24 protein-coding genes and 1 pseudogene are annotated in these 18668 nt (G+C 73.3%); 16 read left to right on the forward strand and 9 right to left on the reverse strand.

The window, feature by feature from the left end:
- Positions 1 to 20 precede the first annotated feature (20 nt).
- Positions 21 to 440, forward strand: coding sequence for a DUF393 domain-containing protein (locus ABZS77_RS04410; RefSeq protein WP_354816912.1), 420 nt, complete (start codon positions 21 to 23; stop codon positions 438 to 440).
- Here ABZS77_RS04410 and ABZS77_RS04415 read toward each other — a convergent pair.
- The 3 genes from ABZS77_RS04415 to trxA form a co-directional block, all read right to left on the reverse strand.
- Positions 404 to 1339: an HTTM domain-containing protein gene (locus ABZS77_RS04415; RefSeq protein ID WP_354816915.1), complete on the reverse strand. Its 936-nt coding sequence runs from the start codon at positions 1337 to 1339 to the stop codon at positions 404 to 406. The genes ABZS77_RS04410 and ABZS77_RS04415 overlap by 37 nt on opposite strands.
- On the reverse strand, positions 1336 to 1776 hold the full coding sequence (locus ABZS77_RS04420) for a hypothetical protein (RefSeq protein ID WP_354816918.1): 441 nt from the start codon (positions 1774 to 1776) through the stop codon (positions 1336 to 1338). The genes ABZS77_RS04415 and ABZS77_RS04420 overlap by 4 nt, the downstream gene beginning before the upstream one ends.
- 155 nt (positions 1777 to 1931) lie before the next feature.
- Positions 1932 to 2294 carry a thioredoxin gene (trxA, locus tag ABZS77_RS04425; protein WP_030329190.1) on the reverse strand — a complete coding sequence of 121 codons (363 nt, stop codon included), beginning with the start codon at positions 2292 to 2294 and terminating at the stop codon, positions 1932 to 1934.
- Between the two features lie 549 nt (positions 2295 to 2843).
- Here trxA and ABZS77_RS04430 point away from each other — a divergent pair.
- From ABZS77_RS04430 to ABZS77_RS04480, 11 genes are all read left to right on the forward strand, one after another.
- Entirely contained in the window at positions 2844 to 3359 is a 516-nt protein-coding gene (locus ABZS77_RS04430; RefSeq protein ID WP_354816921.1) for a MaoC family dehydratase, read from the forward strand.
- A 91-nt stretch (positions 3360 to 3450) separates the two neighbouring features.
- On the forward strand, positions 3451 to 3978 hold the full coding sequence (locus tag ABZS77_RS04435) for a hypothetical protein (protein WP_354816924.1): 528 nt from the start codon (positions 3451 to 3453) through the stop codon (positions 3976 to 3978).
- 54 nt (positions 3979 to 4032) lie between these two features.
- The gene (locus ABZS77_RS04440) at positions 4033 to 4656 is read left to right on the forward strand and encodes an RNA methyltransferase (protein ID WP_354817196.1); all 624 of its coding nucleotides are present in this window, start codon (positions 4033 to 4035) and stop codon (positions 4654 to 4656) included.
- 82 nt (positions 4657 to 4738) lie between these two features.
- Positions 4739 to 5416 carry a DUF6758 family protein gene (locus tag ABZS77_RS04445; RefSeq protein ID WP_354817199.1) on the forward strand — a complete coding sequence of 226 codons (678 nt, stop codon included), beginning with the start codon at positions 4739 to 4741 and terminating at the stop codon, positions 5414 to 5416.
- A gap of 116 nt (positions 5417 to 5532) precedes the next feature.
- A complete protein-coding gene (locus ABZS77_RS04450; protein WP_165942702.1) occupies positions 5533 to 5691 on the forward strand; it encodes a hypothetical protein in 159 nt (52 codons plus the stop codon).
- Positions 5692 to 5697: 6 nt separating this feature from the next.
- Complete coding sequence (locus ABZS77_RS04455; protein WP_354816927.1) at positions 5698 to 6573, forward strand: PH domain-containing protein; 876 nt, start codon at positions 5698 to 5700, stop codon at positions 6571 to 6573.
- Positions 6574 to 6677: 104 nt separating this feature from the next.
- The gene (locus tag ABZS77_RS04460; RefSeq protein WP_354816930.1) at positions 6678 to 7418 is read left to right on the forward strand and encodes a SigE family RNA polymerase sigma factor; all 741 of its coding nucleotides are present in this window, start codon (positions 6678 to 6680) and stop codon (positions 7416 to 7418) included.
- 83 nt (positions 7419 to 7501) lie between these two features.
- Positions 7502 to 8680, forward strand: coding sequence for a hypothetical protein (locus ABZS77_RS04465; RefSeq protein WP_354816933.1), 1179 nt, complete (start codon positions 7502 to 7504; stop codon positions 8678 to 8680).
- A gap of 70 nt (positions 8681 to 8750) precedes the next feature.
- Positions 8751 to 9587: a PHP domain-containing protein gene (locus tag ABZS77_RS04470; protein WP_354817202.1), complete on the forward strand. Its 837-nt coding sequence runs from the start codon at positions 8751 to 8753 to the stop codon at positions 9585 to 9587.
- 41 nt (positions 9588 to 9628) lie between these two features.
- Positions 9629 to 10243: a MarC family protein gene (locus tag ABZS77_RS04475; RefSeq protein WP_030329175.1), complete on the forward strand. Its 615-nt coding sequence runs from the start codon at positions 9629 to 9631 to the stop codon at positions 10241 to 10243.
- Positions 10244 to 10287: 44 nt separating this feature from the next.
- Positions 10288 to 11211, forward strand: coding sequence for a PD-(D/E)XK nuclease family protein (locus ABZS77_RS04480; protein ID WP_354816936.1), 924 nt, complete (start codon positions 10288 to 10290; stop codon positions 11209 to 11211).
- Between the two features lie 26 nt (positions 11212 to 11237).
- Here the strand turns inward: ABZS77_RS04480 and ABZS77_RS04485 are convergent, their stop codons facing one another.
- Positions 11238 to 12161 carry an oxygenase MpaB family protein gene (locus tag ABZS77_RS04485; protein WP_354816939.1) on the reverse strand — a complete coding sequence of 308 codons (924 nt, stop codon included), beginning with the start codon at positions 12159 to 12161 and terminating at the stop codon, positions 11238 to 11240.
- Positions 12162 to 12220: 59 nt separating this feature from the next.
- The gene (locus tag ABZS77_RS04490; protein WP_354816942.1) at positions 12221 to 12649 is read right to left on the reverse strand and encodes a Fur family transcriptional regulator; all 429 of its coding nucleotides are present in this window, start codon (positions 12647 to 12649) and stop codon (positions 12221 to 12223) included.
- Between the two features lie 189 nt (positions 12650 to 12838).
- On the opposite strand from ABZS77_RS04490, the gene ABZS77_RS04495 reads away from it, so the two are divergent.
- Complete coding sequence (locus ABZS77_RS04495) at positions 12839 to 13321, forward strand: DUF2231 domain-containing protein (protein ID WP_354816944.1); 483 nt, start codon at positions 12839 to 12841, stop codon at positions 13319 to 13321.
- 9 nt (positions 13322 to 13330) lie between these two features.
- Here ABZS77_RS04495 and ABZS77_RS04500 read toward each other — a convergent pair whose 3' ends face one another.
- A complete protein-coding gene (locus ABZS77_RS04500) occupies positions 13331 to 13663 on the reverse strand; it encodes a hypothetical protein (protein ID WP_354816947.1) in 333 nt (110 codons plus the stop codon).
- A 122-nt stretch (positions 13664 to 13785) separates the two neighbouring features.
- On the opposite strand from ABZS77_RS04500, the gene ABZS77_RS04505 reads away from it, so the two are divergent.
- Complete coding sequence (locus ABZS77_RS04505; protein WP_354816950.1) at positions 13786 to 13968, forward strand: hypothetical protein; 183 nt, start codon at positions 13786 to 13788, stop codon at positions 13966 to 13968.
- Between the two features lie 218 nt (positions 13969 to 14186).
- Here the strand turns inward: ABZS77_RS04505 and ABZS77_RS04510 are convergent, their stop codons facing one another.
- Positions 14187 to 14408: a hypothetical protein gene (locus tag ABZS77_RS04510; protein WP_354816953.1), complete on the reverse strand. Its 222-nt coding sequence runs from the start codon at positions 14406 to 14408 to the stop codon at positions 14187 to 14189.
- 655 nt (positions 14409 to 15063) lie between these two features.
- On the opposite strand from ABZS77_RS04510, the gene ABZS77_RS04515 reads away from it, so the two are divergent.
- Positions 15064 to 15366, forward strand: coding sequence for a hypothetical protein (locus tag ABZS77_RS04515; RefSeq protein WP_354817208.1), 303 nt, complete (start codon positions 15064 to 15066; stop codon positions 15364 to 15366).
- Between the two features lie 14 nt (positions 15367 to 15380).
- On the opposite strand, the pseudogene ABZS77_RS04520 reads toward ABZS77_RS04515, so the two are convergent.
- Positions 15381 to 15521, reverse strand: a pseudogene (locus tag ABZS77_RS04520) (FmdB family zinc ribbon protein); the annotation flags it as partial.
- Positions 15522 to 15583: 62 nt separating this feature from the next.
- Entirely contained in the window at positions 15584 to 16261 is a 678-nt protein-coding gene (locus ABZS77_RS04525) for a 5-formyltetrahydrofolate cyclo-ligase (protein ID WP_354816956.1), read from the reverse strand.
- A gap of 85 nt (positions 16262 to 16346) precedes the next feature.
- Between ABZS77_RS04525 and ABZS77_RS04530 the strand changes: the two genes are divergently transcribed.
- A complete protein-coding gene (locus tag ABZS77_RS04530; protein ID WP_354816959.1) occupies positions 16347 to 18662 on the forward strand; it encodes a diguanylate cyclase in 2316 nt (771 codons plus the stop codon).
- Positions 18663 to 18668 lie beyond the last annotated feature (6 nt).

Below are 18668 nucleotides of genomic sequence, written 5' to 3' on the forward strand. Positions count from 1 at the left end.
GGCGGGGGAGGATGGACGGCATGGAGACGTCGACCTTCGTCTACGACGGTGACTGCGCGTTCTGCACGACCTGCGCGGAGTTCATCGAACGCCGGATCCCCACCACCGCGCGGGTGGTGCCCTGGCAGTTCGCCGACCTCGACACACTCGGCCTCACGATGGCCGAGTGTGAGGAGGCCGTGCAGTGGGTCGGCGCTGACGGCTCCCGTGCCGCCGGCCCGGACGCCATCGCGAAGCTGCTCGCCGCGAGCGGCCCGTTGTGGCGGGTCGCCGGGGCCGGCCTGCGGTTTCCACCGGCCCGCGCGGCGGCCTGGCCTCTGTACCGCTGGGTGGCGCGCAACAGGCATCGCCTGCCGGGCGGTACTGCCGCCTGCTCGCTGCCGCAGGAGGCCCGGGAACGGCTCTACGGCCCGGCCGGTCGCCCGACCACCGGCGCCTGACCGCCGAGCGACGCGGGTGCCGGGTCCGTGTCGGGCTCGGCCTGGTCGTCGTCGACCGCGTCCGTCACGGGCGCGGGGCGGCCGGCGAGGCGGCGGGCCCAGATGATCGGGCGGACCCGTTCCAGCGGCAGGAAGCTGGTCATCGCGGCCAGGTGCGGCGCGAACGAGATGGTGATGGTCGCGATGGTGACCGCGTGGAACGAGTAGAAGAAGCCGACCATGGCGAGTCGCCAGCGGGGTGGCAGGAAGAAGACCACCGGGCTGAGCAGCTCGAACGCCACGATGCCGAACTGCGCGACGATCAGCAGGTACGGCACCTGGGCGATGAGGTCGGCCAGGTCGGTGCCGCGTCTGATGATCGCGCGGGCCAGGACCGAGCCGGTCAGCCAGTCCAGGCCGCCGAAGCGCAGCTTGGCGAAGGCGGCCAGGAAGTACGTGCAGATCACCGCGATCTGGGTGACGCGTAGCGCCCAGCCGCCGGCCTCGGTGCGGGTGGAGTCGCCGTGCCGGGCCCGACCAGCGGTGGGCAGCACGGCCAGCGCGACGAGCAGCCCGAACCGGTCGTGGTCGACCTTCCCGTAGCTCATCGCGATGATCATCCACTCCAGGTACAGCGCGCAGACCGCCCAGCCGAGCAGTCGGGGCGCCCGTCCGGTCGCGGCGAGCAGCGCGAGCGCCAGCAACGACCAGAAGATCACCGCCACCATCGCCGCTGTCGGCGTCGGCAGGGGGAGCAGGCGGCCGATCAGCAGCGGTTGGTAGAGATCGCCGGGCACGCTGACCCGGGTGCGTACCCACGGGGTGAAGATCGCCAGGTCGGCGGCGACGAAGAGGTAGACCACGGTCCGGAACGCGGCGATGCGGCCGCGCGGCACCGCCTCGGTCAGCCAGCCGGTCATCGGGGTGCCTGCCAGCGGACGACGGTCTCCTCGGTGTGCTGCCCGGTCGGGCGGCCGGCGCGGATGCCGTGCCAGCGGATCACGATGCGGACCTCGACCAGCGCGGGGGCGTCCGGGTGTCGTCCGGCGTACGCGTCGGCGACCTCGGTGAGCAGCGTCGGGTCGGCGGCGTACCGGCCCTGCTGACCCTCGATCTCGGCGCGGCGGATGCCTGTCGCGTTCTGGTCGAGGTCGATCACGGCCCCGGAGCTGTCCACCCCCTCGACCCGGGTGTCCGGAGCGGGTGCGTTCGGCGGGTTCGAGGTGGAGTACATCCGGAACGGGCCGAACGGGAAGTCGTCGTCGCTGCCCCAGAAGGTGCCAGCGACCAACAGGGCGAGGCCGAGTGCGGTCGCGCCGAGCCGGGTCACGCGCCCGCGGGTGGTCAGGGTCTCCATCGGGTCGTGACGATACGGGATGTACCGGCCGTGCCGGGTCCCACCGACGGTCAGTTCGGCCTGCCCAGCCAGGTGATGATGCGCAAGCTCGCGGGGGTACGACGAAGGCCGGGCCCGTACCGGGCCCGGCCTGCGCGTGTCGTCGTCTGGGCGACTCAGTGGTTGTGCTCGGCCAGCTGCTTGCGGACGTCGTCCATGTCCAGCGCCTCGACCTGCTCGATCAGGTTCTCCAGGGCGGACTCGGGGAGGGCGCCGGGCTGGGCGAAGACGATGACGCCGTCGCGGATCGCCATGATGGTCGGGATCGAGCGGATGTCGAACTTGGCACCCAGCTCCTGCTGGGCCTCGGTGTCGACCTTGCCGAAGACGATGTTCTGGTGCTTCTCCGAGGAGCGCTCGTAGACCGGGGCGAACCGCTTGCACGGACCACACCAGTCGGCCCAGAAGTCGACCAGGACGATGCCGTCGTTGCCGGTCACCTCGTCGAAGTTCGCCGAGGTCAGCTCAACGGTTGCCATTGCACTCTCCGATCACCGCGGTTTACCTACGTCCCGTAGAACCAGGGCTGACCGTATCGAATTCCCGGGCGGTGGGGCGTGAAACGTGCCCCGGGCTGCCCGGGGCCTCCGGAAGCCATCGATCCATGTCTGTTCGTCTCGGTCGTGCGGAACGCAAGTGCACGACGCACTTGCGTGACCAGCCGTGATGGGAGCGTTTCCAGGGAGATCGACCCGATTGAGCTCTACGAATCGGTAACTTGAGCCCTGACAAGGAGGTATCCGGCCTGCGGAGATCGCCGATCAACTCGTGTTTCGTCACCGAGAGTAGTGTTACAAAAAGATAAATGTGACCTCGATCTCTGTTGAACCTACGCCGCCGTAGGGCAGAATTCCTCGCATCAGAGCGTGGGCGGCGGGTGCCGGGGAGGGCCCCGCCGCTCATTGCGTCCCCCCCCGTGCGAGTGACCGGTGTGACATTTCCGCCGTGGTCGCGCCCCGCCGATCGCCTTAACCACCGGTAAGGCATGCTGTGCCGAACTCCATCGCCGCCCGTCGAAGGGGACCAGGATGCAGTTCGGCCGCTACTACGAGGAGTTCGAGGTCGGCGCGGTCTACCGGCACTGGCCGGGCAAGACCGTCACCGAGTACGACGACCACCTCTTCTGTCTGCTCACCATGAACCACCACCCGCTGCACATGGACGCGCACTACGCCGAGACGGCAAGCCAGTTCAAGCGCAACGTCGTGGTCGGCAACTACATCTACTCGCTGCTGCTCGGCATGTCGGTGCCGGACGTCAGCGGCAAGGCCATCGCCAACCTGGAGGTCGAGTCGCTGCGGCACGTGGCGCCCACCTTCCACGGCGACACCATCTACGGCGAGACCACCGTGCTGGACAAGCGTGAGTCCGGCTCCAAGCCCGACCGGGGCGTGGTGTCGGTGGAGACCCGCGGCTACAACCAGGACGGCACCATGGTCTGCGTCTTCCGCCGCAAGGTCATGGTCCCCAAGCGGGAGTACGCGGCCAGCGCCGTCCCCGACGGGGTGGACCCGGAGCGGCCGAGCTTCCCCACAGCGCGCTGAACGGGACCGGGGCGTCGCGTACGCCTCGGACCAGGGCTCCTTCCCCGGCGGCTTCTGCCCGGGTCGGGGCCCTGTCCCGGTTTCGGGGCATATGCTGACGCCGGAGGTTCCGATGAGCCACTCCGTCGCCGGAGAGCCGTCCTCTGCCGGCCGCCGCCGTGCCGCACCCTTGACCACCGCTGTCTACTCCGCCGCCGAGTGGGACCTGCTCACCAGCCTGCCCGGTCGGGTGCTCGTGGCCGCCGCCGCTCCCGGGCCGGGCCGTCCCGAGCGGGGAGTCCTCGCGGGCCTCGCCGGCCTGGACGCTGTCGCCGCCGGGCGGGCGTTCGACAGTGATCTCGTCCGTGCCGTCGTCGCCGCGATCTACGCCCGCCACGACGGCGCCCCGCAGCCCGGCGAACAGCTCACCGACCTGGTGGACCTGCTGGCCGCCTGCCGGGCGGGGGTGCGGGTCCTGCACCGACGCGCCGACCCCGCCGACTCGGCCGCGTACCGCCAGTGGGTGCAGTCGGTCGCGGCCCGGGTCTGCCGGGCGGCACCGGGCGCCGCCAACCAGCCGCCGGGCCCCGCCGACCGACGTTTCCTGGACCGGCTCGGCGGCGCGCTCGGACTGGGCTGACATCGGTGGGCCGTCGCGCGGGGGCGCCGCGATGGTCCGTACCCTCTGATGACCGTGACCGACGACCAGCTTGAGGTGGGTGTGGGCCCCTGGCCGGGGGACCCGCCGGACGACCCCCGCTACGACCCGCGGTTGCTGGCCGAGGGCGACCGGCGCAACGTGGTCGACCGCTACCGCTACTGGCGGCACGACGCGATCGTCGCCGACCTGGACCGGCACCGCCACGGCTTCCACGTCGCCATCGAGAACTGGCAGCACGACTTCAACATCGGCACGGTGGTCCGCAACGCCAACGCGTTCAACGCCGCCGAGGTGCACATCGTCGGACGCCGGCGGTGGAACCGGCGCGGCGCGATGGTGACCGACCGGTACCAGCACGTCCGTCACCACGAGACGATCGAGGAGTTCGTCGACTGGGCGGCCGGGCGGCGGCTGCCGGTCTTCGGGATCGACAACCTGCCCGGCTCGCTCCCGCTGGAGACCGGAACCCTGCCGCGGGACTGCGTGCTGCTGTTCGGCCAGGAGGGGCCCGGCCTCTCCGAGGCGGCCCGGGTGGCGTGCGACCAGCTCTACTCCATCGCCCAGTACGGCTCCACCAGGTCGATCAACGCGGGTGTGGCCAGTGGGATCGCCATGCACGCGTGGATCCGTACCCACGCCGGCCCGCCACCGGACTGATCCCGCGCCGCGCCGGCGCGTTCGGACGGTCCGGCTTGACGTGCCGGCGGTACGGGGTGACGGTGGAGATGTGAGTGTCGCGGTGAGTTGCCCGAGATGCGGGGGCCCGGTACGGGCGCCGGATCTGATGCACACCGAGTCGAGGTGCCTGGGTTGCGGGCCGGTCCCGCCGCTGCACGTGCCCGAGCACATCGGAGCGGAGATCGTGGCGAGTGTGGTGGAGCGGATCACCGCGACCGCCGACGCGCCGGTGACGCCGCTCTGGTGTCCGTGGCCCCTGCCGCCCGGCTGGACGCTCACCGGCGTGGCGTACGCGGGGGACGAGCGGACCGGGGTGCGGGCGACCGCCGTGGCCTGCGCCGGCCCCGCGCCGCTCGGCAAAGGCCCGGCCGACCTGGTCTTCGTGGCCGAGGAGCCGGGGGTCGGGCTGGGTACGCGACTCGCCGGACTGTCCGGTCCGGACCCCGGACCGCAGCTGGTCGACGCGCTGACCGACCCCGGGCCGGGCCACCCGGAGCACGTCGGGCAGGCCCGGATCAGGGTCGGCGGGCATCCGACTCCACTGTGGTTGGTTAATTCACAGACGGATCGAAGCGCGTACGCCGGCGAGGCTCGGGGAATGTGGCTGCATGCGATAGCCTGGCCGGCGAGTGCGGGACACCTGCTCGCGGAAGACGTCGTGCTACACGACCTGACCGAGTGGACTCCGCCCGAGCTCGTGTACGGCGCACCGTCCCCGCACCTATCAGGTAGGGCTTGAGAACCCTCCCTGATTGACGGAGAACGGACGCAGATATTCACTGTACGACACCACACTGATACTCTGGGTGCCGCTGCGGTAATGGGACCCGGCGCCGCGCGAGAGGATGGCCCGCCATGGTCAAGAAGGTCCTCACCTGGGCCGGAATCGCATTCTTGATCTTCTTCGTCGCCTACCGGCCAAACTCGGCGGCGGATGTGTTCAAGTCGCTCGGCGGTGGCATCGTCGACATCGCCCAGGGATTCGGCGACTTCTTCACCAGCCTCGTCGCCTAACCGCCGATGGGTAGCCCCTCCGGTCCACCCTTCGACCCGGACGACCCCGACCGGGAACGTCGCGAGCGTGACACCGAGCCGATTCCGCGGATCGGGCCGGACGACGGCCCGGGCTACGGTGCTGGCCCTGGCCTGTCCGACGGTCCGTCCCTGTCGGACGACGTCGGCTACGGCGACGGGCCCGGCTACGCCGGTGAGGGCCGGTCCGGCCGGGCCTGGATCCGCGATCCGGAGGCCAGCTACCAGCCGCCGCAGATCTCCGAGGACGAGCTGGCCGGGCTGCGCGCGGACGCGACCGGCGCGGCCCCTCGCCGGGTGCTGCCGCTGGAGGACGAGCCCAGCTCGCTCGTCGCCCGTTACCTCTTCCCCACCGAGCGCTACCGGGGCGAGTGGAAGCGGCACTGGGTCCACCTCACCACCCCGCTGCTGATCGGTGTCGCGGCGACCTTCGTGCTCGGCTACCTCTCCGGCTTCCTCGCCGGGCAGAACGTGGGCGCGCTGACGACCATCGCCGTGCTGCTCTGGTTCGCGGTGATGGGCTGGGTGGCGTGGAAGGTCGCCGACTGGTGGTATGACCGGTTCATCCTGACCAACAAGCGGGTCATGGTGGTCAACGGCATCGTCACCCGCAAGGTCGCCATGATGCCGCTGGTCCGGGTCACCGACATGAAGTACGAGCAGACACCGACCGGTCGGGCGCTCAACTACGGCACGTTCGTGCTGGAGTCCGCCGGCCAGGAGCAGGCCCTCCGGGAGATCAAGAATCTGCCCAACCCGAACGAGCTCTACCTGCGTGTGGTGGAAGAGATGTACGAGCCGCAGGCGGTGGAGGCCCGGCTGGGCAAGGAGGCCGACGAGGCCAAGGCCGACGACGGGGCGTGAAGGTTTTCGTCCGAACATCGGAGCAAGTGCGCACCTTTCGTCATGGACCCGATGGCCTCTGACGTGGCACTCTGCCAGGACGGCCGGGTGGCGGGAGGTGAGCGGTGGCGAGCAGGGACTCGTTGGAGGAGGAGTTCCGCGAGTTCGTCGCGGCTCGCTCCGCCGCGCTCCTGCGCACCGCCTACCTGCTCACCGGTGACTGGGCCACGGCCGAGGATCTGCTCCAGACGGCGCTCACCAAGACCTACCTGGCGTGGAAGCGCCTCGGGGGGATCGAGGCGGTCGAGCCGTACGCCCGGCGGGTGATGGTCAACACGTCGACCAGCTGGTGGCGGCGGCGCTGGCACGGTGAGCGCCCCACCGAGGTGCTGCCCGAACGGGCCGGCGTCGACGAGATCGAGCAGCAACTGGACCGCGACCTGCTCTGGCGACACCTCCGGGAGCTGCCCACCCGGCAGCGGGCGGTGCTGGTGCTGCGCTACTACGAGGACATGTCGGAGGCGCAGACCGCCGCCATGCTGAACATCTCACCGGGCACCGTGAAGAGCCAGGCGTCCCGGGCGCTGTCCACCCTGCGCCGCCGGATGGGATCCGCCGCGCCGGACCTGTCCGCCGGAGCCGTCCCGCCCGCCGAGGCGAACGCCACCCGCCGGGCGGCACCCGCCGGCTCGGCGAACCGGCGGGTGCCCGGTGCCGCGCCTCGACCCCGACCGACGTCCGACCGGTCGGCGTCCAACCCGGCCACACCCCGTCCGGCCACCCCGCGCCCGATCGGCCCGCCGATCGAGCTGCCCCCCGCTCCGGCGGCCGTGCCCGTCGGCACCGGCCCCGCAGAGAAGCAGTGAGCGGGTACCGGGGCCGGTCCGACAACCTGACGGACCGCCCGCCGCGTCCATACGACGTGCGGCCTGACGAGATCGAAGGTGCGGTGCGGGAGACCCTCTCGCGCCAGGTCGTCGTCGCCCGCCCGATGAGCGCCGACCCGGCCGGCCAGGCCATCCGCCGCGGGAACCGGATCCGCCGCCGGCGTACCGCTGCCGGTCTCTCCCTCGCGGCGATCGCCACCGTTCTGGTCAGCACCGGCATGGCCCAGCTCGGCCAGGACTCCGGCCGGCAGGGCTCACCGATCGTCGTGATCGGTGACCCCGACCCGTCGGCCCGGCCGATCCCCACGGCCACCGTGCCCGCCCCCCTGCCCTCGCCCGGACTGTCCGCCGACCTGCTCGTCGGCGGGACGTTGATCAGCGCCGACGGGAAACGGCTGGAACTGCCCACCGTCGGCCCGGCGGAGAGTGCCCGACCGCTGCCGGCGGGCGCGGGACTGCTCGTGGTCGGCGCGCCGACCACCGCCGGCCGATCCCTCTGGGTGGCGCAGACCGACGGGCTGGTGCAGGTGCTGCTGGCCGGCGCGGGTGGGATCGTCCTGGCGCCCGACGGCCGCCAGGTCGCGTGGCGGGACGGCAGCGACCTGCTGGTGGCGGGAGTGATCGGCACCCAGCTCATCGGTTCGGCGCGTACGCCGGTGCCGGCCGGGGCGGAGCCGGTCCGGTTCGTCGGCGACAGCGTGCTGGTCAAGCTCGACGCGGACGCCCCGGGGCACGCCCTGTGGCGGCCCGGTGCCGGGCAGCTGACCCAGGGCGACGATCACCGCACCCTCAACGTCTACGGCACCCTGCCGGACGGGCGGTTGGTCGGCCAGGTCACCACCACCGGCTCTCCGGACGCCACCTGCCTGGCCGTGCTCGACCCCACGCCCACCCTGAAGACGGTGGGCACCAGCTGCGGCCCACAGGTGAGCTCGGACGGCGCCGGTGGGGTCTCGCCCGACGGGCGGTGGCTCCTGGTGAACGGGCGGGCCGGCAAGGCCGACCGGTCCCTGCTGGTCGACCTGCGCCGGCTCGGTCCGGCCCTGACCGCCCTACCGGCCGGCCCGCCGGTGACCGGCGCGGTCGCCTGGACGACCGAATCGGCCGCCGCCTACGTCGACGGCGCCGGCCAGCTGGTCCGGGTGGACGTCGACCAGGTACGGGCCGGGAAACCCGCCGAGCCGACGCCCGTCGCCGACGTGCGTCCGGGCGACCGGCCGGTCCTGGTGACCGGCTCCTGACCGTGCCGCCGGCGTCCTGGGTACCGTCGGGGCCGTGATCTCGCGTACCGGCCCGACCGCACGGATCGACATGCACACCCACTCCACGGCCAGCGACGGCACGCTGAGCCCGGCCGAGCTGGTCCGGGCGGCCTCCCGGGCCGGGCTGGACGTGTTGGCGATCACCGACCACGACACCACCGCCGGGTGGGAGCCGGCCGTGCGGGCGCTACCGCCGGGGCTGCGCCTGGTCCGGGGAGCGGAACTGTCCTGCCGCTGGTCCGGCACCGAGCCGGCGGTGCCGCTGCACCTGCTGGCGTACCTGTTCGACCCGGGCCACCCGGAACTCGTCGACGAGCTGGCCCGGGTGCGCGCGGCCCGCGAGGAACGCGGCGAACGCATCGTCGCGCTGCTGCGCGCCGACGGCATCGACGTGAGCTGGCCGGACATCCTGGCCGGCGCGGGCGGCGGCACCGTGGGTCGCCCGCACATCGCGCAGGCGCTGATCAGGGCGGGCCTGGTCGGCAGCACCGGGGAGGCGTTCGGTCCGGACTGGCTGGGCGAGCGGTACCGGCTGCCCAAGGAGGACATCGACGTGTTCCGGGCGGTCCGGCTGGTCCGGGCTGCCGGCGGGGTGCCCGTCTTCGCCCATCCCCGGGCCACCCGACGCGGGCGGGTGGTGCCCGACGAGCTGATCGCCGACCTGGCCGCCGCCGGGCTGGCCGGCCTGGAAGCCGACCACGAGGACCACAGCCCCGCCGAACAGGCGCACGTACGTGCCCTCGCCGCCGACCTGGGCCTGCTGGTCACCGGCTCGTCGGACTTCCACGGCACCCACAAGACCGTCCAGCTCGGTGCCTTCACCACCGGGGCCGAGGCGTACGAGCGGATCGTCGACGCCGGGGTGACCGAGGTCGCTTCGGGCTGATCCGAGCATTTCGTCCACCGCGCCGCAGCTAGGTTGATCACGTGGATCTGAAGCTGTTCGGCGAGGTGTTCGTGACCCTGCTGGTGATCACCGACCCGCCGGGCATGATGCCGATCTTCCTGGCGCTGACCGGCCCGCTGCCCGCCCGGGACCGCAACCGCGCCGCCTGGCAGGCTGTCGCGCTGGCGCTCGGCGTCATCGTGATCTTCGCGGTGGCCGGCCAGACCCTGCTCGACTACCTGCACGTCGACCTGCCGGCCCTCCAGGCCGCCGGCGGACTGCTGCTCGTACTCGTCGCCCTGGAACTGCTGACCGGCAAGGCCGACGACCCGAGCCAGCAGGTCACCTCGAACATCGCGCTGGTGCCGCTGGGCACCCCGCTGCTCGCCGGCCCGGGCGCCATCGTGGCCACCATGCTCTTCGTCCAGCAGGCCGACGGGCTCGGCGAGTTCAGCGCGATCGCCGTGGCGATCCTCGCCGTGATGGTCGCCGTCTGGATCGTCCTGCGCTTCTCCGGCGGGATCGTGAAGATCCTGCGCCCCGGCGGCATCGAGGTGCTGACCCGGATCGCCGGACTGCTGCTGGCCGCGATCGCCGTACAGCTCATCGCGGACGCGGTGGCCGCCTTCGTCACGCAGTACGTGAACATGACCTGACCGGGGCACCCGCTCTGTCGGGGGTGGATGGCAGGATCGCAGGCGTGCGACGAGCCTCTCCAGCCGGACGACCCGCCGCCGGCGGCGGCCGGCCCCCACACCAACGCGCCGGTGTCCCCGAGCAGCTCGGCTTCGAGGGCATGCCGGAACGGCTGTTCGTCTGCACCCCGAGCAAGCTCGGCGCGTACGCGGACTGCCCACGCCGCTACCGCTACTCCTACGTCGACCGGCCGACCCCGCCGAAGGGCCCACCGTGGGCGCACAACTCCCTCGGCGCCAGCGTGCACACCGCCCTGAAGAACTGGTACGCGCTGCCCACCGAGCGGCGCGGGCCCGAGGTGCTGGCCACCCTGCTCAAGGGCACCTGGGTGCGTGAGGGCTACCGCGACGACGAGCAGGAGCGCGCCGCGTTCCGGCGGGCGTTGGGCTGGCTGGAGGCGTACGTCGAGACGCTGGAGCCGGACGCCGACCCCCTGGGTGTGGAGCGGGTGGTGGCGGTCAAGACCGCGGTGCTCGCCTTCAACGGTCGGGCCGACCGCATCGACTCCCGCCCCGGCCCGGACGGCCCCGAACTGGTCATCGTCGACTACAAGACCGGCCGCACCGGGCTGGACACCGACGACGCCCGGGGGTCGCAGGCGTTGGCCCTCTACGCGTACGCGGCCGAGCGGGTGTTCCGCCGGCCGTGCCGCCAGGTGGAGCTGCACCACCTGCCGACCGGCACGGTCGCCGGCCACACCCACACCGTCGAGTCACTGGCCCGCCAGTTGACCCGGGCCGAGGAGACGGCCCGCGACATCATGGCCGCCGAACGGGCGGTGGCCGACGGCGGCGACGCGGACGAGGCGTTCCCGACGGCACCCGGCCCGCGGTGCGGCTGGTGCGACTTCCGGCGGCACTGCCCGACCGGTTCCCAGACTCCCGGCAAGGAGCCGTGGGCGGCCGTGGACCGTCCCGCCGACGGCTGACCGGGGCGCCTCTCCGTGGCTCGCGGTCAGTCGGCCGGCAGCGCCGCGACAGCGTGCCGCTCGTCCTGCGGTGCGGCTGTCCGTGGGGTCGCCGACCGGAGTGCGGCGGCGTGCCGTTCGGCCCGCTGCTTGGCGGCCTGCGTCAACGGCCCCTCCAGGTAGCGGCGGGGCACCGCGGCGAGCGCGAGGCGCAGGGCGCGCACACTCAGGTCCGCCGTCAGCGCGGTGGTGGGCAGCCCGAGCCCGCCGTACATCCTCCGGGCCCACGCCGGCAGCAGCCCGAGCGCGGTGCCGGCGATTCCCAGGTACGCCCAGCGCGGCGGGCCGAGGGTGAGCCCGAGACGGGCGGGCAGGCTGAGCTTCCACGGCAGCGGCGGGGCGGTGAGGAACAACGCCGTCTCGGCGGCCTCCCGGGTCATCCGCAGCTGCGGCCGCACGGCCCGGTAGTACGCGTCCACCTCGGCGGCGGTGCCGGGGACGGTGGTCGGGTCCAGGCCGACGAGCGCGGCGGAGCGCCGCTGCTCGGTGTAGTAGCGGTCCACCTCGTCGTCGGTCAGGGACAGCCCGGCCCGCCGGGCGGTGTCGAGGAACGACTCGACCTCGGCGACGTGCACCCACAGCAGCAGGTCCGGGTCGTCGATCCGGAACTCCTCACCGGTGCGCGGATCGGTGGCCCGCAGGCGGGCGTGCAGCCGACGCAGCCGGGCGCCGGCGGTCTCGGCCTCGGCCGTGGTGCCGTACACGGTGGTCCCCACGAAGGTGGCGGTGCGGACCAGGCGGCCCCAGGCGTCGGTACGGTAGTCGCTGTTCTGCGCGACCCCGGCCATGGCCCGGGGGTGCAACGCCTGGAGGTAGAGCGAGCGCAGGCCGGCGACGATCAGGATCGGCTCGTCGTGCACCTTCCACGTGACCGAACCCGGACCGAAGAGGCCGAGGTCATCGGAGTCCACCGCCCAAGAGTGCCACGCCCGTGCCGAACCCGCTGCTCGCCGGTGCCGCGCGGTGACGGTCAGCGGTCGGCGGACCGGCGGGACTGACAGCCCGGGCAGAGCCCCCAGAACGTCACCTCGGCCTCGTCCACCTCGAAGCCGTGGGAGACGTTCGGCTCCAGGCAGGGGGCGCCGCCCACCGCGCAGTCGATGTCCGCGATCTCACCACAGCCCCGGCAGACCACGTGGTGGTGGTTGTCGCCGACCCGCGCCTCGTACCGGGCGGGACTGCCGGCGGGCTCGATACGGCGGGACAACCCGGCCCGGGACAGCGCGCCGAGCACGTCGTACACCGCCTGGACGGAGACCGAGTCGAGGCGTTCACGGACCCGCCTGGTGATCTCGTCGACCTCCAGGTGGCCGCCGCCGGCCAGCACGTCGAGCACCGCGAGGCGCGGTCGGGTGACCCGCAGACCCCTCGACCGCAGCAGCTCCTCGGCACCTGACATGCGCCAATGACAGCACGGACGTCAGGCATCGACAACCGGCGTGCCGCAGTGGTGGCCGCGGACACAGCCGGCGGACGGAACCGATCGATGAACCCGAGCGCGCCGCCGCACGTGTCTGAGTTCGAGAGCTCGGAGGCGCCGGCCGACCATAGGCTTGCGCCCTGCGACCGTGATCCACCTGGAGGTTCGATGTTCGAGGAGATCCTGGGTCTACCGGTCCACGTGCTGGTGATCCACGCGGTGGTCCTGTTCGTGCCGCTGCTGGCGGCGTTGGCCATCGCGTACGTGGGTCTGCCCCGCTGGCGGAACCGGCTGGACTGGGCGCTGGGCCTCCTCGCCGTGGCAGCCCCGGTGACCACATTCGTGGCCGTCGAGTCGGGTGAGGCGTTCACCGACGCGCTGGTGGCCCGGGGCTTCCAGGGGCCGATCCTCCAGCAGATCTTCGACCACTCCCGGTACGGCGACATCCTGTTCCGGATCGTGGTGCCGCTCGGGATCGTGGCGATCCTGCTGCTGGTGGTGACCAGCGGGCATCCCCGGGTGCCGCGGTTGCCCGCGTTGGTGACCCCGGTGCTGGCGGTGGCCGTCGTCGCGCTCTCCATCGCCGCCCTGGTCTACGTCTACCTGACCGGTCACTCGGGCGCCGAGGCGGTCTGGGGCACCACCCTCTGATCCCTGCGGTCAGAAGATGATCCGCGAGCAGAGCAGGCAGACCAGCACCACCAGCACCACACCGGCCGCCGCGCCGAAGCCGTAGGTGACCCGCTGCGAACGCTGTTCGGCCGCGTCCAGACCGGCCATGTCCTGGACGGGCAGCCGGCGGGGCGGTGTCGGCTCCAGATGGACCGGCGGACGCCAGCCGGCCGGCGGTGGTGTGCTCGGCGGAGGGCCCGCGTACCCGCTCGTCGGTGCGGGGGCCGGCCCGGCGGGGGAGCGCTCCGCCGCGTCACCGTCGCCGGTCCCGGGCCGCCGCCAGTAGTCGTCCGGGGTGCTGGCACCGCTGGGGGTCGTCACGCCGTCCGACGCTACCAATCAGGCCGACCGCCCGGTCGCTTCTGGCCGGCGCGGCCTCCGCTCGATCGCCTCCCGCGTCGACGGGACCGGCGGCGGTGCCGGCTGCGCTAGTCTTTCCGCTCGTGAGCACCGAGGACCCCGGCACGCAGGGCGCGCGCGGCGACGACGACCGCACCGTCGACCTGAGCGACGACTTCGTGGTGCTGCCCGAGCAGACGTCCGACGACACCGATCACGGGTGGGGCGAGCGGGCCGACGGCAACGACGACTGGCTGCTGTCGCAACGCCCCCCGCACTGGGACTGACCCGGGCGACTCCCGCCAGCCTCGCGGGCCCCGCGTGGGTGGAGCCCGTCCGCCCGCGCACTGCGGGGCGATGATCCACTCGGGGATCGCGACCCAGGGCAGCGCGGTGGCCACCTCGGTGACGAGCAGCAAACCGACGGTACGGACCACCACGTGGAGGTCGGCGACATCGGGCCGGCGGGGCATCACCGGATCGGCGACACCGTGTCGATCATTGGTCAACCGCGGATGACGATGGCGAAGCGGCTGCCCTCGGGCATGCCGACCGTGCGTCGTGCCTGGTCCGGGCGGAGTGCGAGATACAGCGCGGCGGACCCGTCGGCCGCGTCGGCGCCCAACACGTCCAGGACCAGCGCACCGGGGGCCAGCAGCGCCGCAGAGGTGGCCGACCCACCGGGTGGCGCGGCAAGGAGGTCGACGCGCGCCCCGGGGCGGACCACCGCCAGCGCCGCCGGCTCGGCCAGCCGGACCGGAACCCCGACCGCGCCGCTGGGCAGCGGCAGCGGCCTGGAGGCCCCGCGTGCCCCGTCGGCGTCCGTGCCGGTGGATCCTGGGCGGTCGGCCGGGTCGACTGGCCCTCGCTCCGGCCCTGATCCCGTGCCCGGCCCGGATCCTGAGCCCGGCCCGGAACCCGACCCGGGCTCCGAGTCGGAGCCCGGACCCGAACTCGGACCCGATCCTGAGCCCGGACCAGCGGCGGACCCGGCTCCCGTGGTGGGGGTCCGCTCTGCGGCGCCGCTGGTGGGCGGGCATCCCGTCGGAGTCTCGAGGACCGCGGCGGCCAGGCCGAGCAGTGCGGCGACCAGCCCGGCCCGGAGCAGGGCGCGTCCGCCAGGCAGGGCGAGCCGACGTAGTGGACGCAGGGCCCGCGCGGAGTCTGGATCGCCCGTCGCCATGAGCCGTCTCCCGTCCCGGACGTCACAGCGACATCCCAGGGCGGCAGATTAGGCAGGCGCAGGACCGGACGGTCGACCGTGAGCCGGTGCCTGTGGACAACCGGCCGGCCTGTGGACAACGCCCGCCGGTCGGCTGGATCTGCTACGCGCGGAAAGCTGGCTCCATGATCAACCCGAGCCGGGACAGGTCGATCTCACGGTGTGCTCGGCGAGCGGGTGCGGCGCCCGCCCACGACACACGCTCGCGGACGGGGCACACGGTCACGACGCGGAGCTGGCCGCCGCTGCCTTGCCGCCGCTCGACCCGCCGGACGACGACGAACCGGACGAGGAACCGGACGACGAGGACGATGAGGACGACCCCGACGACGAACCGGACGACGACGAGGAGGACCCGGAGTCCCCACCCGAGGACGACGAGGACGACTCGGACTTGGCCGGCTTGCCGGGCGTACCGCCGGCCGTGGTCTCGGACCCGGAGGCACGGGAGTCGGTGCGGTAGAAGCCGGAGCCCTTGAAGACGATGCCGACCGAGTTGAAGACCTTGCGCAGGCGCCCCTGACACGCCGGGCACTCGGTCAACGGCTCGTCAGAGAAGGACTGCACCGCCTCGAGCTGGTGACCGCACGCGGTGCAGGCGTACTGGTACGTGGGCACGTTCTCCTCCGGATCTGGGCTCGGTCAGTTGGCACTCGACGTATTCGAGTGCCAATGGTGCGTCATTCGCCCCTGGTTCGTCCAGCGGACGTGTGGGGCGCGACACCACGCGACAAACCCGGGCCGCCGTCAAGCGTACGCATCCCGTCGGCGGGGGTGACCACCGCGCGGACCGGACGGTCGTGCGGTTCGGCGGGCAGCGCCTCGACCAGCTCCCCGTCGTGCAGCGGGACCACGGTCAGCGTCGACGCCGGCACCCGGGCCAGCGCCCGGTCGTACGAGCCGCCGCCGCGACCCAGCCGCCGGCCGTGCCGGTCGACGGCGACCGCCGGTACGACCACCAGGTCGGCCCCGGCCACCGCGTGCACCCCCAGTCGGGGCCCGTCCGGCTCCCGGATGCCCCGACCGGCGGCGACGAGGCCCTCCGGTCCGGTGTACGCGGCCCAGTCCAGGTCCAGGTCGGCCACGAGCACCGGCAGCAGCAACTCCGCCCCGGCCGGTAGCGCAGCCCGCAGCACCGCCGGCAGGTCGGGGCCGCCCGGTTCGGAGCCGACCGGCACGTACGCGGTCATCCGGCGAGGGCGCAGCCGGCGTACCAGGGCGACCAGCTCGGCCTGGACGCGCCCGGCGGCTGCGGTCCGGGCCGCAGCGGACAACGCCCGACGGCGGGCGAGCAGCTCGGCGCGGGCCTCCCGCTTCGCCTCCCGGGTCACTTCCGCTTCATAAGAAAATTCCGGCACGCAACACTCCTGACGCAACGCCTCCACCACGGTCGCTCTGTGTCAGCATCGCAAGCAACGGAGGCGGAACTTCCGGGGGGACCGAGTGACGCTACGCGGGCGGTTGACGGCAGCCTTCCTCGTGGTGGTGCTCGGCCCCGTCCTGCTCGGTGCGCTCTTCGTGGCGTCCACGGCCACCGCCGTGGACCGCAGCCGCTCCACCGAGCGTCTCGCCGTGGCAGCGTCCACCGTGCGCACCTCCGTCGACGCGCTCTGCCAGCAGCTGCGCGCCACCGCCGACGCGGTCGCCCTCAACGGCGACCCGTCCGCCGCCGCCACCCAACTGGTCAGCCGAGGGCTGGCAGCCGCCGTACGGATCACGGACGTGACCGGCCAGGTCACGTACGCGTCGGCCGGCGCGCCGTCGACGCCCTGGCGGGACTGCGCCGGCACCGGCGAGACGCAGGGCGGCCCGGTGCGCGCGCTGGCCGCCCGGGTGGACCTGCGCGACCCGGCCGGCGCCCTGCTCGGCACGGTGGCCGCCGCGCAAGTCGTCGACCCGGCGTTCGTGGCCCGGCTCGCGGCGGTCACCGGGGTGGCGGTCACCCTGCTCGGCGGCGCGGGCAACGACCGGGTCAGCCAGTCCACCGAGTCCCGGGAGGTCCGCGACGCGGTGCTCGCCGCCGCCGGTGCCCTCGACAGCGAACGGGTCACCGAGACCACCGAGGGCCGGTACGTGCGCAGGGTCGGCCCGTCCACCGGGCAGCCGCTGCCGCTGGTCCTGTCGGTGCCGAGCGAACGGCCGCCGGGGCTGTACGCCACATTGCTCGGTGCGGTCGTGCTGGCCGGCCTGCTCGCCGTCCTGACCGCCTGGCGGCTGGCCCGGGTCACCACCCGACCACTCGTGGAGCTGGCCAGCGCCGTCGACCGGGTGGCGTACGGCGACCTGACCGCCCGGGTGCCGGTGCGCAGCCGCGACGAACTGGGCCGGCTGGCCGCCGCGTTCAACCGGATGACCCGCGAGACCGGGTCGTACGTGGCGGCGCTGACCAGCAGCCGCGACCAGTTGCGTGGTCATCTCGCGGTGCTCGGCGACACCCTGGCCAGCACGCACGACCTGCAACGCATCCTGCGGGTGATCCTGCACAGCGCCATCGCCGCCACCGGCGCACGCGCCGGCGCGGTCCTGCTCGTCGAGGCCGGCGGGATGCTCGCCGCCCAGTGCAGCGAAGGGCTGGACGGTCGCTGGCCCGACGGCGACCCGGACGAGCCGCAGACCCTGCGGGTGCCGGTGGGCGTCGGCGTCGTCGGCGCGGTGGCCGCCACCGGCGAGCCGCAGCGGGGGCGGATGGAGCCGACCGAGGTCCCCGCCGGGGAGCCGCGCTGCCGCACGTACGTCGCCGTGCCGTTCGCCACCCCCGGCGGCACCGCCGTGCCGGCCGGCACCTCCGGCGTCGACGAGGCCGGTACGGCGGCGCTCGGCGTGCTGGCCCTCTACGACCGGGTAGGCGCGGACGAGTTCGACGACGACGACCTGGTCACCCTGCGCACCTTCGCCGGGCACGCCGCCGTGGCGGTGGAGAACGTCCGGGTGCACGAGGAGGCCCAGCGGCTGTCGCTCACCGACCCGCTCACCGGCCTGTGGAACTACCGCTACCTACGCGAGTCGATCCGGCGGGAGGTGGAGCGAGCCAGCCGGTTCGGCCGGATGCTCAGCGTCCTCGCCCTGGACCTGGACCGGTTCAAGGACGTCAACGACACCTACGGGCACGCGGCGGGGGACACCGTGCTCGCCGAGTTCGCCAGGCGGGTACGCGGCGAGATCCGCGAGGTCGACCTGGCCTTCCGGCAGGGCGGGGAGGAATTCGTCCTGCTGTTACCGGAGACCGACGCCCGGGGCGCGGCGATCGTGGCCGAACGGCTGGGCGCCGCCGTACGGGAGGCACCCATCGCCGTCGAGGCGTACGCCGGGCCGGTCATGGTGACCGTGTCGGTGGGCATCGCCGTCTACCCGGACCACGGCAGCACCGGACGGGAGGTGCTGGAGGCCGCCGACGACGCGCTCTACGCCGCGAAGGCGGCCGGCCGGGACACCTACCGGGTGGCCGAGGTACGCCCCGACGTGCCCACCCGGGAGTTGCCGGTGCTCGCCGGCGCCTTCAGCCCACCGGACGGGCTGCCGCGCGCCGGCCGGCCCGTGCAGGCCCACCGGGAGCCGGGCGGCCACGCCCGGTCGGAGCCGGCCGTGGGCGTACCCGAATCATCGCCGGCGGGGCCGGCGCACGCCCGGCCGGAGGCGACCGACGACCCGGCGGCCGATGCCGGGGAGGGCGCCCGGGCCGGTCCGGACGCCGCACGGCCGGGACCGGGCGGCGGCGCGTCTTCTGGGCCACACCCGCCGCGGCAGAGCCGTGGCCGATAGTCTCGC

It is taken from the genome of Micromonospora sp. NPDC005298 (assembly GCF_040607375.1).
In the GTDB taxonomy this organism is placed as follows: domain Bacteria; phylum Actinomycetota; class Actinomycetes; order Mycobacteriales; family Micromonosporaceae; genus Micromonospora.